At 61.2% G+C, this 15,977-nt stretch carries 12 protein-coding genes and 2 tRNA genes; 10 read left to right on the forward strand and 4 right to left on the reverse strand.

Annotated features, from left to right (window positions below; all coding sequences use genetic code 11):
- The first annotated feature begins 101 nt into the window (after positions 1–101).
- Genes ileS through E4T66_RS07495 form a run of 4 tightly spaced genes read left to right on the forward strand, consistent with a single transcriptional unit; the run spans position 102 to position 5,488 of the window.
- Positions 102–2,915: an isoleucine--tRNA ligase gene (ileS, locus tag E4T66_RS07480; RefSeq protein ID WP_136848300.1), complete on the forward strand. Its 2,814-nt coding sequence runs from the start codon at positions 102–104 to the stop codon at positions 2,913–2,915.
- Between the two features lie 59 nt (positions 2,916–2,974).
- Entirely contained in the window at positions 2,975–3,508 is a 534-nt protein-coding gene (lspA, locus tag E4T66_RS07485; RefSeq protein WP_136848302.1) for a signal peptidase II, read from the forward strand.
- Complete coding sequence (gene ispH / locus E4T66_RS07490; protein WP_136848304.1) at positions 3,508–4,467, forward strand: 4-hydroxy-3-methylbut-2-enyl diphosphate reductase; 960 nt, start codon at positions 3,508–3,510, stop codon at positions 4,465–4,467. The genes lspA and ispH overlap by 1 nt, the downstream gene beginning before the upstream one ends.
- A gap of 49 nt (positions 4,468–4,516) precedes the next feature.
- Positions 4,517–5,488, forward strand: a complete 972-nt coding sequence (locus E4T66_RS07495; RefSeq protein ID WP_136848306.1) for an NAD(P)/FAD-dependent oxidoreductase — start codon at positions 4,517–4,519, stop codon at positions 5,486–5,488.
- Positions 5,489–5,505: 17 nt separating this feature from the next.
- Here E4T66_RS07495 and E4T66_RS21785 read toward each other — a convergent pair whose 3' ends face one another.
- Positions 5,506–6,039, reverse strand: coding sequence for a type IV pilin protein (locus E4T66_RS21785; RefSeq protein ID WP_282706989.1), 534 nt, complete (start codon positions 6,037–6,039; stop codon positions 5,506–5,508).
- An 82-nt stretch (positions 6,040–6,121) separates the two neighbouring features.
- Here E4T66_RS21785 and E4T66_RS07505 point away from each other — a divergent pair, with 82 nt between their 5' ends.
- The 5 genes from E4T66_RS07505 to E4T66_RS07525 all read left to right on the forward strand — a co-directional run bounded on the left by E4T66_RS07505 (position 6,122) and on the right by E4T66_RS07525 (position 12,365).
- On the forward strand, positions 6,122–6,724 hold the full coding sequence (locus E4T66_RS07505) for a GspH/FimT family pseudopilin (protein ID WP_169577535.1): 603 nt from the start codon (positions 6,122–6,124) through the stop codon (positions 6,722–6,724).
- Between the two features lie 20 nt (positions 6,725–6,744).
- On the forward strand, positions 6,745–7,656 hold the full coding sequence (locus tag E4T66_RS07510) for a prepilin-type N-terminal cleavage/methylation domain-containing protein (RefSeq protein WP_136848308.1): 912 nt from the start codon (positions 6,745–6,747) through the stop codon (positions 7,654–7,656).
- A gap of 22 nt (positions 7,657–7,678) precedes the next feature.
- Positions 7,679–9,091, forward strand: a complete 1,413-nt coding sequence (locus E4T66_RS07515) for a PilX N-terminal domain-containing pilus assembly protein (protein ID WP_136848309.1) — start codon at positions 7,679–7,681, stop codon at positions 9,089–9,091.
- Positions 9,092–9,114: 23 nt separating this feature from the next.
- Positions 9,115–12,201 carry a hypothetical protein gene (locus E4T66_RS07520; RefSeq protein ID WP_136848311.1) on the forward strand — a complete coding sequence of 1,029 codons (3,087 nt, stop codon included), beginning with the start codon at positions 9,115–9,117 and terminating at the stop codon, positions 12,199–12,201.
- An 88-nt stretch (positions 12,202–12,289) separates the two neighbouring features.
- A tRNA-Thr gene (locus tag E4T66_RS07525) sits at positions 12,290–12,365 on the forward strand.
- Between the two features lie 138 nt (positions 12,366–12,503).
- Here the strand turns inward: E4T66_RS07525 and E4T66_RS07530 are convergent.
- Positions 12,504–12,591 (reverse strand) — tRNA-Ser (locus tag E4T66_RS07530).
- A 141-nt stretch (positions 12,592–12,732) separates the two neighbouring features.
- On the opposite strand from E4T66_RS07530, the gene E4T66_RS07535 reads away from it, so the two are divergent.
- On the forward strand, positions 12,733–13,746 hold the full coding sequence (locus tag E4T66_RS07535) for a class I fructose-bisphosphate aldolase (RefSeq protein ID WP_136848313.1): 1,014 nt from the start codon (positions 12,733–12,735) through the stop codon (positions 13,744–13,746).
- A gap of 92 nt (positions 13,747–13,838) precedes the next feature.
- Here E4T66_RS07535 and E4T66_RS07540 read toward each other — a convergent pair whose 3' ends face one another.
- Together E4T66_RS07540 and dapE are read right to left on the reverse strand one after the other, a co-directional pair.
- A complete protein-coding gene (locus E4T66_RS07540) occupies positions 13,839–14,849 on the reverse strand; it encodes a YheT family hydrolase (protein ID WP_136848315.1) in 1,011 nt (336 codons plus the stop codon).
- Positions 14,846–15,976, reverse strand: coding sequence for a succinyl-diaminopimelate desuccinylase (gene dapE, locus E4T66_RS07545; RefSeq protein WP_136848317.1), 1,131 nt, complete (start codon positions 15,974–15,976; stop codon positions 14,846–14,848). Before dapE ends, E4T66_RS07540 begins: the two co-directional genes overlap by 4 nt.
- Position 15,977 lies beyond the last annotated feature (1 nt).

Here is a 15,977-nt window from a genome sequence, read left to right on the forward strand (position 1 = left end):
AGGGCTGTGCATGGATCGACCCGCGGAACCGGCGTTGCATTGCCGCCCACAACGGATCGACCTCAATTTTGAAGAACACCGCTGCCGGGTCAGACTCCGCTGTGACCGACTACAAATCGACGATCAATCTTCCGCAAACCGAATTCCCGATGCAGGCCGGCTTGGCCAAGCGCGAGCCGGAAATGCTCGCGCGCTGGCAGCAGCAAGGTCTGTATGCCGCGGTGCAGTCCGAAACGCGTGAGCGGGCGCCATTCTGGTTCATCGATGGCCCCCCGTACGCCAATGGCGACATTCATATTGGGCATGCCGTCAACAAGGTGTTGAAGGATATTGTCGTCAAGTCGGCCCGATTGGACGGCCGCCATGCGCCGTTTACCCCTGGCTGGGACTGTCACGGTCTGCCGATCGAACTGCAGGTCGAGAAGAAATTCGGCAAGGTTGGCGACAAACTCGACGCAGCGGCATTTCGTGCCAAGTGCCGCGAATATGCGGGCGAGCAGGTCGAGCGTCAGCGTGTGGATTTCGAGCGGTTGGGCGTTCTGGCCGACTGGGACAAACCCTATCTGACCATGCAGCCCGCGTTCGAAGCGGAACAGCTGCGGGTGCTGGCGCGGATCGTTGATAACGGACATGTGGTGCGCGGTTTCAAGCCCGTGCACTGGTGCCTGGATTGCGGCTCCTCGCTGGCGGAGGCGGAGGTCGAATATCAGGACAAGCAGTCACATTCGATCTATGTGCGTTTCCGCGCGGTGGCATCACCCGCACTTTCAGCGCTGTTTGGTGACAAGGCCGAGGGGCGTCCGATCGACTTTCTGATCTGGACGACGACGCCGTGGACGCTGCCGGCAAACCAGGCAATCGCAGTTGGTGCGCAAATTCGCTATGACCTCGTGTCCTACGGCGACGGTTTCCTGGTGGTCGCCTCGGATCTGCGCGAAGCGCTGGGTCAGGCCATCGGCGCGGATCTGCAGTCCGTGTCGACGGTCGATGGTGCGCAACTGGAGCACCTGCGTGCACAGCATCCGTTCGCCGCACGCGAGGTTCCGCTGATTGTCGGTGAGCATGTGACGCTCGATGCAGGCACTGGGCTGGTTCATACCGCGCCGGCACACGGCCAGGAAGACTATGCGGTCGGATTGCACTATGACCTGCCGGTCGACAATCCGGTAGGCAGCAACGGGGTATTCATCGAAGGGACCCCCGTTGTCGGCGGACTGTTCGTCCGCAAGGCGGACGCGCCGATTCTTGATGCGCTGCGAGCGTCCGGCGCGCTGCTGCACGATCACGCGATCACGCACAGCTATCCGCACTGCTGGCGTCACAAGACGCCGCTGATCTTTCGCGCCACGCCGCAGTGGTTCATTTCAATGGACGCAGCCGGCCTGCGCAAGAACGCAATCGATGCGATTGCGAAAACGCAGTGGATCCCCGGCTGGGGCGAGAGCCGCATCCGTGAAATGGTGGCGGGACGGCCGGACTGGTGCATTTCCAGACAGCGTACCTGGGGTGTGCCAATGGCGGTGTTCGTCGACCGTCAGGCGCAGACCCTGCATCCGAAGACGTCCGAATTGCTGCGCCAGATTGCGGACCGGGTCGAGCAGGACGGACTGGAAGCCTGGTTCGGATCGTCGCCGTCGGACTGGGGCGTTGACGATGCGCAGTTCGAAAAGTGTCCGGATACGCTGGACGTGTGGTTCGACTCCGGCGTCGTGCATCAATGCGGCTTCAAGTCCGTGGCGCCGGACGTGCTGGACAATGGCCAGGCGCCGCAGGCCGATATCTACCTTGAAGGCTCCGATCAGCATCGCGGCTGGTTCCAGTCGTCGCTGCTGACCAGTGTGGCGATGCAGGGACGGGCGCCCTACAAGGCGGTTCTGACGCACGGATTCACCGTGGACGAGCAGGGTCGCAAGATGTCCAAGTCCCTGGGCAATGTTGTGGCGCCGCAGCAGGTGCTGAAGACCCTGGGGGCCGACGTGCTGCGCCTGTGGGTTGCTGCCAGTGATTACTCCGGCGAAATCGCGATCTCCGACAAGCTGCTGGCGCGGATGGCGGATGCCTATCGGCGTATTCGCAATACCGCGCGCTACCTGCTCGGAAATTTGCACGGGTTCGATCCGGTGCGCGATCTGGTTCCGGTGGATCGCATGGTTGGCGTCGATATCTGGGCGATCGCCGAAGCGCAGCGTCTGCAGGACGAGTTGCGCGCAGCGTATGGTGCCCGCGAGTTCCATCTGGTGTATCACAAGCTGCACAACTACTGCGTGGTGGATCTGGGCGGTCGTTATCTCGATCTGTTGAAAGACCGCCTGTATACCCTGCCGACCAATTCACTGGCACGGCGTTCGGCACAGACTGCCCTGTATCACCTGGCTGAAGCGCTGGTGCGCTGGATCGCCCCGATCCTGTCATTTACCGCGGACGAGATCTGGGCCCTGCTGCCCGGTGATCGCACGTCGTCGGTGTTTGCACAGCGCTGGCACAATCTGCCCGCAACCAGCAAACCGTCGGTGGATTGGGCTGTGTTGTGCGCAGTGCGCGAGGGCGTCAAGAAAGTGCTCGAGGATCTGCGTGCGGGTGGAGCGATCGGCTCGGGCCTGAACGCGGAAGTCGATCTCTACGCGGATGGCGCGGTGGCGGAAGCGTTGCACGAGGTCGGCGACGAACTCCGCTTCTGGTTCATTACGTCCGGGGCGCGGGTGCATGCTGCGGCACAGAAGCCCGCACAGGCAGTTGAGTTCACGCTCGATGGCGGCGACCGAATCTGGATCGCGGCGACAGCGTCGGGACATCAGAAGTGCGAGCGGTGCTGGCATCAGCGAGCCGACGTCGGCAGCATTGCAGCCCATCCGACGCTCTGCGGACGCTGTGCGGGCAACGTCGACGGCATTGCCGAAGTCCGTGAGTACATCTAAATGGATCGCTCCAACTTCTCGCGTACCCCAATAGCGTCAAGGACGCCGGTGAGTGCCTGATGTCATTCCAGTACAAGAATGTTTATCTGCTGTGGGTCTCGGTGCTGGTCATTCTGATCGATCAGATCACCAAGCAGTTGGTGGTCAGCAATCTCGAATGGTTTGAGCGGATTCCGTTGCTGCCCAGTCTCAATCTGGTGCACATGAAGAACACCGGCGCGGCATTTTCGATGCTGTCGAATGCGCCGCCGTTGTTGTTTGTCGCATTGGGCGTCAGTGTCAGCGTGGGCATCCTGTGGTGGCTGCGACGCAATCCGCGCGGTCAGACGATTCTGGCGACGGCGCTGTCGCTCATTCTGGGTGGGGCGCTGGGAAACGTCATTGACCGCGTCACGCGGGGTCACGTGGTCGACTTTGTCGACTTCTATGTTGGCAACTGGCATTTCGCTGCATTCAACGTGGCGGACATGGCAATCTCCTGTGGCACCGCCTTGCTGCTGCTGGATATGCTGCTCGATACGCGACGTAAGGCTTCGCTTGATGCGCGCCAGGCGAGTGCCGCGCGCAAAGCACCTGATTCGGGGAAGCCGTGATGGAGATCCTGCTGGCAAATCCGCGTGGATTCTGTGCCGGCGTCGATCGCGCGATCGAGATCGTGGAGCGTGCCCTGGAAGCGCTGGGCGCGCCGATCTACGTCCGGCATGAAGTGGTGCACAACCGGTTTGTGGTTGAGAAGCTGCGCGGGCAGGGGGCTGTGTTTGTCGAGGAAGTCGACGAAGTGCCGAATGGGGCGACCTGCATATTCTCCGCCCACGGTGTTTCGCAGGCGGTGCGCGAGGCAGCGGAGCAGCGGCAACTGACGGTGTTTGACGCTACCTGTCCGCTCGTGACCAAGGTACACATCGAGGTGCAGCGGTATTCGCGCGAGGGGCGCGAAGTGGTGCTGATTGGCCATACCGGGCATCCCGAAGTCGAAGGCACGATGGGGCAGTTCTCGACCGCAAATGGTGGACAGATCTACCTGGTTGAAACTCCCGAAGACGTCGCTGCGCTGCCGATTCGCGATCCTTCACGCATGGCCTATGTGACGCAGACAACGCTGTCCATGGATGATACCGCGCGAGTGATCGACGCCTTGCGTGCGCGTTTTCCCGAGATCAGTGGTCCGCGCAAGGACGACATCTGCTACGCCACTCAGAACCGGCAGGACGCGGTGAAAGAGCTGGCGAGCCGTTGTGATCTGGTGCTGGTGGTCGGTTCGCGCAACAGTTCCAATTCGAATCGGCTGCGCGAACTCGCAATGCAGCGCGGCGTGCCGTCCTATCTGATCGATGGTGCTGACGATATCCATCCGGAGTGGCTGCAGGGCAAGCACGCAATCGGCGTGACGGCCGGCGCGTCGGCACCTGAGGTGCTGGTGCAGGGTGTGATCGAACGTCTGAAAGCACTGGGCGGCACCATGGCCACCGAATTGCAGGGGCGCGAAGAGACCATCGTGTTTTCACTGCCGCCGGCTTTGCGCCGAGCGATGCGTTCCACCGAGGCCGAGTAGCCCGTGCGCCGGCTCAGCGCAGCATGCACACAACACAAAATGGAAGTTTGTGAACGCTGAAGCCGACATTGTCATCGTGGGCGCCGGCGTCGTCGGATTGTCGATTGCGTGGTCGCTGCGAGACAGCGGCGCAAAGATTGTCGTGATCGACCGGCAGCAACCGGGGCAGGGCGCGTCGTGGGCCGGCGGCGGCATCTTATGGCCCCTGCCTCCTGATCATATCGATCCGGTAATTGAGCCCTTGCTCACGCGCAGTCTTTCACTGTATCCGCGGTTCTGCGCCCAAATTCACGAACTGACCGGAATCGATCCGCAGTACTGGGCCTGCGGTGCGCGCTATGTCGCTGATGGACGAGAGCAGGCCTTTCCTCAGATCGGACAGATTCGCAATCCCCGCCTGCTGCAATCTCTCGCTGAAGCGGTGCGTCGCAGCGGGATAGAGATCATCGCCGATGTAGAGGCGACCGGCTGGATCAGCGCTGGAGGCAGCCTGCGGGGCATCCGTACGTCGGTCGGTGACTTTGCGTGCAGGAAAGCGGTGCTTGCAGCGGGTGCATGGTCTGCGAAGCTGCTGGATCTCCCGGTTCGACCGATCAAGGGTGAGATGGTCCTGCTGCGCGCCGCTCCGGGCGAGCTGGAGGAAATCGTGATCGGGTCGGACGTCTATCTGGTTCCGCGCCGCGACGGACTGGTCCTGGTGGGCAGCACGCTGGAGGACGTCGGATTCGATACAACGCCGACTGAGCACAATCGTGACTGGCTACTGGGGCGGGCGCGACAACTGCACGCGGGTGTCGATCGCTGGCCGATCGAACGTCATTGGGCGGGGTTGCGACCGGGCGTTGGAGAAGGCTACCCGATCATTTCGGGTGTTCCCTCGATGGCTGGGCTGTACTGTTGCACAGGGCACTATCGAATTGGTTTGACGCTGGCGCCGGCGTCCGCAGAACGGATCGCCGGCCTGATGCTGGGCACTATTCAGAGCAACCCCGCCGGGCCATTTGAATATCGGCCGCGATGAGGTGCGGAGAACAGGCGCTACCAGCAATTGGCCGGTGATCGCGTTCCACTCTGATCAACCGTCAACGTTGCGCAGGACGTGCCGCTCTGGGTGTCGTTTTGCTGTCCCATGCCGGCAATGGATGCGGCTTGAACCGTAAACGTCGACGCCGTCGCAGTTGGCACCGAGAAGGTGTAGTACTTGTACACGGTCGTGGTCGATGCGGGAGCGCCCACCTGCGTCGCGTCACTGGAGTAGGTCGAATTGTTGGTTCGCCATTTTTCCTGAAGGAGCTGCATGTTCACCAACGCGGCTTGGGCATCGGCGCGACGGGTCTTGCGCATGGCGCGGTCGTAGGATGGAATCGCGATCGCAGCCAGGATGGCGACGACTGCGGCGACGATCATGACTTCGATCAGGGTGAAGCCGGTTTGCGCTTGTCGATGCACGGGTAACTCCTGGTGGAGATGGGACTGTTGCATGATGTGAAGCAGGAAGGGGAGCTTCCATGAGTGAGTGGCGCGACGGGCGGTATGCTCAGCCAGACGGTCGGCTTGTATATAGGCAATCATCAGCTTATTTATGTAGGAATTTAGCCTAAGATACGGTCAGGAACTATCTTGGAGTCGTTGAGGTTCTGCCAGGAGGAGTGAAGTGCGCAAGGAAAGCATGCGTCGCAGAGTGAGCAAGGTCAAAGCGATCGTGCGCGGCTTCACGCTGCTTGAGCTGATGGTGACGATCACCGTGCTCGGCATTCTCGTTGCTCTGGCTGTTCCGAGCTATTCCAGCTTGATCAATCGCAACCGCGTGCGCAATGCGGCCGAGCAGATGCGCTCCGACTTCAGTCTGGCCCGCAGTGAGGCGCTGCGGCGCAGCAACAATGTCACCCTCAGCTTCACCCGCAGCGCCGACGGCGCAACGTGGTGCTACGGACTCAATACAGGCGGGAACTGCGACTGCACCGCGACCACGGGAGCCAACGTCTGCGCCCTCGATGTCGAAAGCGGTGTGCGCATCCGCCGGGTTGTGGACAGTGGTGCCTACCGCGGCGTTTCGATGACGAATCTGACGTACAGCGGCTGCTCCACCAGCTGCAACCTGACGCTGAATCCGGTGCGGCCGACCATGGCCGGCGGAACGGTGCAGTTCACGTCAATGGCGAATCAGGTTGTCAGGGTCGTGACGACGTCCATGGGGCGTATCCGGCTGTGTTCCCCGTCCGGCGCTGGCCACGTGATCTACTTCGAGACCTGCTAATCGTGAAGACGCCATTGCGCATGCATATTCACCAAAGAGGCTTGTCCCTGGTCGAGCTGATGGTGGCTCTGGTCGCCGGGTTGCTGCTGGCGGGTGTCGGCACCAGCCTGCTGGTCAACAGCCTGTCGGCGGACACCACCAACATGCGTTACACGCGTCTGAATCAGGATTTGCGCAGCGTGCTCAATTCAATGACGCACGATATTGCCCGAGCTGGTCAGTGGGGACTGGCCGATCAGGTCGTGCATCTGTCCAAGACCACCGAGCTGTCGTTCAGTGGGGATAGCGGAACGGTCACCGCAACCGGGCTCGATTCGGAAACATCAAGCACCAAGAATGCGTTTGCAGGTGCACTCGCCAACGGCTTGGTCGATCTGACCTTGTTCATGCTCCCATCCACGGGTACGCGGATCGACGGCACGATTGAGTCGGTACCGGATGCAGACACGCTGTCCGTGACGATCAATGCGTCGCCTGCAGCGAATCCGGGACCCTTGCCTGAAACCAGGATCTACGCGCAGAGCTGGACCGTCCTGAATCCGTTTGGGGTCATCTTCCCAGGCAGCGCGGACCCTGATGTCGGAAGCTGCATCATCGTGTCCTACGATCTGAATGGCGACGGTCTTTACGATGACGATCATGAGACCTTCGGCTATCGCTACGACGCTACCGACAAGGCCATCCGGATTTCGACGGGTGAAACCAGTTGTACGTCGGGCGACTGGTACAACCTGACCGATCCTGACTTCGTCGAGATTCCTGCCGGTGGATTTCAGGTGACGCGGATCCGGACCGCGGCCACGGCGTCCAATCAACTGGTTGGCTCAGTTGATGAATATCTGATCAGTATCAGTGGCACCTTGAAGTCCGACACGGCCGTGACCCGATCGCTGTCGGCGGCGGTCAAGGTCCGCAACAACGCATTCCACTGACTCCACCAGGGCTCCGATCGATATGAACACTATGCGCAGACATCGACGAATCGGGACACCGCAGAAGGGCGTGGTGGCCTTGGCGATTGCCCTGCTGATTGTCGTGGTCACCACCGTTGTGACCGTGGGAGTCTCGCAGATCGGCGTGGGCGAACAGAAGAACATGGCCAACGAGATGCGCAACCAGGAGGCCGCTGCTGCCGCCGACGCGGGTATCGCGCGCGGCATCATGTATCTGGCGAAGAACGCCAGTCAGATTCGTCAGAGTGCGGGCAGCGGATGGATGAATGTCGCATTAACACGCCATTGGACCGCTTGCACCAATGGCGGTACTGCGCTGCCGTGCGGAGATGGCACCGCTAACCAATTCGATAACAACTGGACCTACTACCAGGTTGAGCCACCGCCAATTCCTTCGCCGACCCCAAGCCCTCTGCCTGAGCGTTTGTTTTTGAATGGCGAAGATCTGAAAGATCATGTATCTGTTTGGTTCGTTGCGCGCAACGGCACGGCAGGCAGCGCGCTTCCGGGGCGGACCGTCTTCTACATCGTGGCGCAGGGTACCTCCATCGACGGCTCGGGAACGGTCCTGGCGAAACAGGCTTATTCGTTTGCGCCGTTCCTGGCGCGGACGCCGGATGCCCCCTTGATTGCTGCGGGAACGATCGCGACCACCGGTGCCCTCAATGTGGTCGCCAATCCCAATGGCGGCGGCTCAGGGGTGCCTCTGTCCAGCTGGTCGAATGGGGATACCGCTTTGGCGGGCTCCATGCAGACCTGCCAGATTGAAGAGTTTCTGAGTACGAACACGAACTACACCTATCAGGGTGATCCGGACGGCAACACGGTCACCCTGTGTCCATCCTGTTCCTGCCCAAACAACGCATCGCTGCAGATCAGCTCGTCCGGTGTCGAGGGTATCGACATCCTGGATGTAGATGGCAATACAGGCGTAAATCCGGACAGTACCAGTTTCCCTTCCGATCTTTTCCAATACGTATTTGGAGTCGCCGAAAGCGACTATCAGAAGGTCAAGGACAAGGCCAAGCTGATCAGCAACTGCGAGACCCTTGGGCCATCTTCATCCGGGTTGTACTGGCATCCGACCGGAACAGGCGATTGCCGGATGCCTACAGGCACTAACGTGGGCAGCGTTGCCGCGCCGGTGCTGCTGGTGGTCGAGGACACTCAGTTCCGGATGAACAACAACGGCGCGTTCTTCGGGTTGATTTTTGCATTCTCGCGAACGGCGTCTGCAGGGGTGGCCATCAATGGTGGTCCAACCCTCTATGGGTCGCTGATCTCGAACCAGAACATCAATCTGGGCAACGGTAACTACAACGCGCGTTACGACGCGACAGTGCTCGAGAATCTGGCCAAGAGTCTCGACAACGGTGGCATGTATGCCGTGCCCGGCAGTTGGAAGGATTACTGATGACGCCCCAGCGGAGCCGTACCATGAAAGATTCAGCCCGGCGAACATTCTTCTTGCGTGCTTTCTTGCGTGGAAGTTCGGGGCAGCGCGGCGTCGGCCTGATCGATGTTCTGCTGGCCGTCGTCGTGCTGGGCCTGGGCGCGGTCGGGCTGGTCAAGTTTCAGAGTGTGGTGATGCGCGAGGGTAACTCGACCAAGGCGCGCAGCGTTGCGGTGCAGATGGCCAAGGCCAAGCTGGATGATCTGCGCAGCTACAGTCAGCTGGCCGCCGGCGCCGCCGGCGTCTTCGGGTATGACGAGCTGGGTCCCACGACGGCTGCAGTCAATGCCAACGTTGGTGGAGCAGAAAAGGCCGACGGCACGCTCGAGTTGCCGAGTGGCAGTGTGACAGTTGGCGGCGTGAACTATACACGTAGCTGGACAACCACTCGGTACTATCTGTGCCGGGACAATGAAGCGGCGAAGTCGGTCAATTGTGCATCTACGCCGTGGCCCAGCGGATTGGCGGATAAGTCGCGACCGGATTTTTACGCATTGGCCGTGACGATCGCCTGGGCCGATGTTGACGGCAGTCGCCAGGTCGTCATGAACGATACTGCGGCGGCGGATGATCCGTTTACCGGAGCTCAGGGTCTGGCCAGCGCGTCCTCGGGAACCGCACCTGTGGTGACCTATGTACCGGGGGCTGCGCCGAACGTCATCGCGATCGACGTTGGCGGGGGCCAGAAGAAGGAAACCACCAATCCGACGCCGACGCTCCGGCGCCACGGCAACACGGTCAAGAATACCGTCGCGACCTACGAGACGATCCGCTACAACGCGACAACGGACACCATCACGCGTCAGCAGTTCGTGACGCTGAACTGCTCCTGCACACAGCTGGGAACGGGCACGGGCAAGAATCTGCTCGGCGAGCAGGTACAGAAGCACACCGGAAGGCCCTCGGATGACTTCCAGGCCTTCGAGTGCAAGATCTGCTGTCGCGATCACCACGACGACGCAACCTGCGATCCGAGCAGCGATACCGGGAAGAAGAACTGCTTTGATCCCTATCGCCCGACATCGGACTACCTGTATGACGCGGTGACGGGCGACGTGATCGACCACAAGCACTACACCGCCAATCAGCAGCTTGCGAACAGTACGGGGGACGATTACGTCGAGTCGTGCCGACTGGTGCGAACGGATGGTTATCTGCTGGTGGCGCAGGACTGGCGCATGCTCACCATCAATGCCATTCCTTCGTCGTTCTTCGGCACCGGCGGGGTGGCGAACGCGACCAACATCACCAACTACGGCACCTACGTCAAAAACTACGTATCGGCAGTCATTTCGGGCGGGACCGTGCCGTCGACAATCTGGTCGACCAGCGAGACAGTGAATCAGGATGCTACGGATCAGCTGCTGGCTCGCGGAATCTATCTCGACTACCTGGATGATGCGACCAAGACCACCTACACGGGCCGCATCAGTGCAAATGATGCGACGGTGTGGCAGGAGATCCCCTTCTATGAGGTCAACCTGACCAAGCTGGCGCAATGGGTGTCCGGCAACAATTCAGTGGCGACAGTGAGCAACGACGCGCTGGTCACCGAAACGGCTGGACAGGATCTGTACAGTCGCGGCCTGGTGCTGGCCAAGGCGGCCGGAACCACGGCGGCGACAGCGCGTGCGCGCGTCAGCAACACCGGCGTCATCAACGAGTTCATCACTACCGATCCGGATGATGGTGCGATCAACAAGACGTCGTCTGTGTCGATCACTGTGCCGGGCACTTCCTATACCCTCAGTGGCAGCATCAGCGGTCTGGCTGCAGGCACGGTCGTCACCGTCACCGGAACGGGCAGTGGCGGCAGCAGCAATGTGCTGTGCTCCTATTCCAGCGGTGCGGCCACGTTCAGTTGCAGCGTGCCCAGCGGATGGTCAGGCGTCATCACCGCTTCCGCCTCGGGGTATACGTTTACTCCGGGAAGCCTGACTTTGAGCAATGTCACGGCGAACAGCAGTTCGCTCAGTCTGGTGGCTGCCGCCGTCGTCAGCGTGAACTATACGATCAGCGGAACCGTGAGCCCCATTGTTGCCGGTGTCGTGTTCACGGCAAGCGGCAGCGGTTCGAATTCCGCAGGAACGTGCACCTATACGGATGCCAGTGGTGCCTATAGCTGCACCGTGCCGAACGGTTGGTCGGGAAGCGTCATTCCGGCATTGAGCGGCTATGCATTCACGCCCGGATCCTATTCGTTCAGCAACGTCACCAGTGACCAGACCGCGAATTTTGCTGCGTCCACGACGACCAGCAGTGACTACACGATCAGCGGCACGATCGGCGCCGCACCGACGCTGTCTACGGTGACGATGTCCGCCACCGGGTCGTCCACAGGAGCCTGTACTTACGATGCGGCAACAGGTGCCTACAGCTGTATCGTTCCCAGCGGCTGGACGGGTTCGGTCACGCCGACCTCGGATCAGGGCATCATCTTCGCTCCGAGTGCCTACAACTTCACCAGTGGCGTCAGTGGCAACATTCCCAGTCAGAATTTTTCGACGTCGTACACGATGTATGGCCTGATCAGCCAGAGCAGCGGAGTGCCGATTTCCGGGATCTCCATCACTGCCGGGGGTTCCGGCGGGAGTGCGAACGGAACCTGCGCCTATGACGGCTCGACCGGTTACTACAGCTGCGTGGTTGACGGGCTCTGGTACGGTTCAATCGTCCCAAGCCTCTCCGGTTACACGTTCTCGCCGTCGACCCGGTCTTACGCCAACGTGACCAGCACGTTCCCGTCGGAGAACTACACGGCGACGGCACAGACGTCGGCGACCTACACGATCACCGTCACCATGACCAACCTGAGCAACTCGGGAGCCAGTGGAGCGTCGGTGCAAAGCGTGAACGGACTGAGCTGCGGAAATCCGGCGACCAGTGGCAGTGGAAGCAATCGCACGGCCGTGATTGTATGCACCGTTCCGGCAGGCTGGAACGGGACGATTACCCCGCTGGTGCCGGTCAACGGCAATCAGACGGCAACGTTCTCGCCGGCGAGTCAGTCGTACTCGAATGTGGGCGCGAACCAGACCCGGTCGTTCAGCTGTTCTGGGAACGGATGCTGAGCATGGGCCTGTGTTTGCGAAGCCTGACGGGCAGGCATGTCGCCAAACGTTGTCGACGACATGCCGTGCCTCTATAATTCGCGCCCCCGCCGGGATAGCTCAGTCGGTAGAGCGACTGATTCGTAATCAGTAGGTCGCAGGTTCGATTCCTGTTCCCGGCACCAATCGCGAAGTAAACAGGCCCCGTCAGGGGCCTTTTTTCTGCTTGTGCGTTTATCGCTGCGTCGAGCCGGGATCGGCTTGCATGAGTGCGTGTGCGCCCCGCGATCCGGCTTGCATGCAGTCAGCTATTGCGGCGGATGTGGCGGAGAGGGAGGGATTCGAACCCCCGGAACCTTGCGGTTCAGCGGTTTTCAAGACCGCCGCAATCGACCACTCTGCCACCTCTCCGAATGGGTGCATCCAGGGTCTGCTGCGGCGCGATTGTAGCGGAACTGCCGTGACAATGGCTGATCACCGTGCCAGTTTCCGTTAAAATTCCGAGACTTTGCCGGTGAACCGGCAGTCCACGATAACGATTCGGAGCGATCGATGAACGAAAAGGTGTTGAATGCAACCGCGCTGGCGATGGTCGCCGACGGTCGCGGGCTTCTCGCTGCAGATGAAAGCACCGGCACGATCGGCAAGCGCTTCGACAGCATCAAGGTCGAGAATACCGAGGCGAATCGCCGCGCCTATCGCGACATGCTGTTTACGACGGCGGGTTTTGAAAAACACACCAGCGGTGTGATTCTGTATGAGGAAACGCTGTTCCAGTCTGCGCTGGACGGCACGCCATTTGCCAAGCTGCTGGCGTCCAAGGACGTCATCCCCGGGATCAAGGTCGACACCGGTGCCAAGCCGCTGCCGGGTTCGACGTCCGAAATGATCACCGAGGGTCTCGATGGTCTGCGCGAGCGTCTGGTGAAGTTCCACCAGGCCGGTGCGCGCTTCGCCAAGTGGCGGGCAGTGATCACTATCGGCGACGGCATTCCCAGCGATTACTGCATCCACACCAATGCTCACGCGCTGGCGCGTTACGCGATGCTGTGTCAGGAGGCCGGTATCGTGCCGATCGTCGAGCCGGAGGTCCTGATGGATGCCGACAACAGTCTAGAGGTCTGCGAGTCGGTAACCGACCGTACGCTGGAAGCGGTGTTCCACGAGCTGTATCAGCAGCGCGTACTGCTTGAAGGCATGATTCTGAAGCCGAACATGGTCATCGCGGGCAAGAAGTGCTCAGTGCAGGCTGATCGCAAGACGGTTGCTGCGGCGACCTTGCGGACCTTGAAGCGTCGCGTGCCGAGTGCGGTGCCAGGCATTGCGTTCCTGTCGGGCGGTCAGTCGGATGTCGATGCCACGGCGCATCTGGACGAGATGAACAAGCTCGGCCCAAGCACGTGGAAGCTGACGTTCTCCTACGGCCGCGCGTTGCAGGCGGCTGCGCTGAAGGCCTGGGGTGGTACGGATGCCGACGCCGGCCGCAAGGCGCATCTGCATCGCGCCCGCATGAACGGTCTGGCGGCGATGGGCCAGTGGAGTGCGGAGCTGGAGAAGGCGGCCTGATCGCGGCTTTTTGGAGCGAAAACGTTTTCAATGGCTGCCCGCGATCCGCGGGCAGCCATTTTTATGCCTGAGACGACGCGAACTCGGGATCGTCAGATTCCTGGGGATAGTGCCTGCTCGAACATTGCCAGTACGCGAGTTTCTGCCCAGCTTTGCAGGCCGACATTTTCGATGAAGCCGCAGTGTCCACCGTGGCGTGTGACCTCGAAGTGGCGCAGAGCACGCTCAGCACTCAGGCCGGAAAAATCGTCCAGCGGAATGACCGGATCGTCGGCCGCCGTGATGATCGCCAGTGGCGACGGTGCCTGCAGCAGCATTTCCGGCGTCAACGTGTAGGCGTCCAGATAGGGCTGCAGCGCGCCGTACTCGGTTTGTTCCTCGGCGAAGCGCGCGGTGATGTCCAGCAGGTTGTCCAGACGCAAATAGTTTTTGGCCGCTGTCGCGTACTCCGGCCACGCCGTGACCTTGGCCTCAACGGTCTTGCGCCACTTGTCCATGAAGTACCAGCGGAACAGGCGCGAGCCGTGATCGATGGCGTCGATGGTGCTGCGTGGATTGATCGAAGGGCAGATACCGACGGTCAGCCTGGGCGTAACGCCGGCGCTGGAGCCATAAAGCCCGACGCGCAGCGCGAAGTTTCCCCCCAGCGAAAAACCGATCACGAACATCGGCTGTGTCTGATCCATCGCTTGCACTACGCGTATGGCGCCGAGGACTTCATCGATGCGCGCAGAGTGGAACACTTCGCGGTTCAAATGGTGAGTGCCACCGTGGTCGCGCAGGTTCAGTCGAAACACGGAATAGCCGGCGTCAAACAGCGCGCAGGCCATCGAGTACAGATAAGTCGAGTCGTGACTGCCTTCCCAGCCGTGGATCAGAACCACAAGCCCACGTGCTTCCCGCTCGACACCGGCCTGCTGCGACAGGTAACCGGTCAGGCGCACATCGTTGCCAGCGTCGAGTTCGTGATACATCGCAACCGCTTCCATCCGGCAACCGCGGCGACGCCACTGGCGTTTGCGCGGACTCTTGGTCGCCAGGACCGATTGCAGCTGCGGGTTGCGCAGCAGCCACGGAGGCTGGAAGTCGGGAGCGTTGATCACAGCAACTGGTCGAGTACTGTCTCGTAGATCGCGCTGAGGCGGGGTAGGTCTGCCACCAATACGTGTTCGTTGACCTTGTGGATGCTGTCGTTGACCGGGCCAATCTCGACCACTTCCGCGCCCCATGGCGAGATGAAACGGCCATCGGAAGTGCCACCGCCAGTGAACAGCGCCGGGGTGTGGCTGGTCACTTGCTGCACGGCTTGCGTTACGGCGTCGATCAGCTTGCCGGGGCCGGTCAGAAACGGTTCGCCGCTGTGCCACCAGTCGGCCTCGTAGCTCAGACCATGGCGATCGAGCACTTCGGTGACGCGGGCTTTCAGATCCTCGGCGGTGGATTCGGTGCAGTAGCGGAAGTTGAAAACCAGATCGGCGTGTCCAGGAACAACATTGTTGGCGCCGGTACCGGCGTGCAGGTTGGAAATCTGGAACGATGTTGGTGGAAAGTGCGCGTTGCCTTCATCCCAGCGCGTGGCGACCAGTTCCGCGAGTGCCGGCGCCAGGCGGTGAATCGGGTTGTCGGCTTTTTCTGGGTAGGCCACATGGCCCTGCTTGCCATTGACTCGCAGATTGCAGCCCAGCGAGCCGCGGCGGCCAACCGTGACGCGGTCGCCCAGCGATTCGGCGGCAGTGGCTTCGCCGACGATGGCGTAGTCGGGCCGGACGCCCCGCTGCTTCAGTGTCTCGACCACATAACGCGTGCCGTAACGCGCAGAGCCCTCTTCGTCACTGGTGATCAGGAACGCCAGCTGCCCCGCGATCGAGCGCCGTGCGAGCAGGCGCTCGACGGCGCAGACCATCGCGGCGAGACCGGACTTCATGTCCGCTGCGCCACGGCCGTACAGCACGCCGTCGCGGACCGTGGGGACGAACGGGTCGCTGTGCCACTGCTCCAGCGGTCCGGTGGGAACGACGTCCGTGTGGCCGGCAAGGATCGTCAACGGACCGTTCTCGCCCAGCGTTGCCCACAGGTTGGTGACGCCACCCGCATTGATGCGTTCCAGCGTGAAGCCCAATGCGCTCAGGCGCTCGCCGATCAGATCGCAGCAGCCCGCATCATCGGGCGTCAGCGAGCGCCTTGCGATCAGCGCGCTGCATAGATCAAGAACAGCGGTATCGGAACTCATT

It is taken from the genome of Sinimarinibacterium arenosum (assembly GCF_005047655.1).
In the GTDB taxonomy this organism is placed as follows: Bacteria; Pseudomonadota; Gammaproteobacteria; order Nevskiales; family Nevskiaceae; genus Solimonas.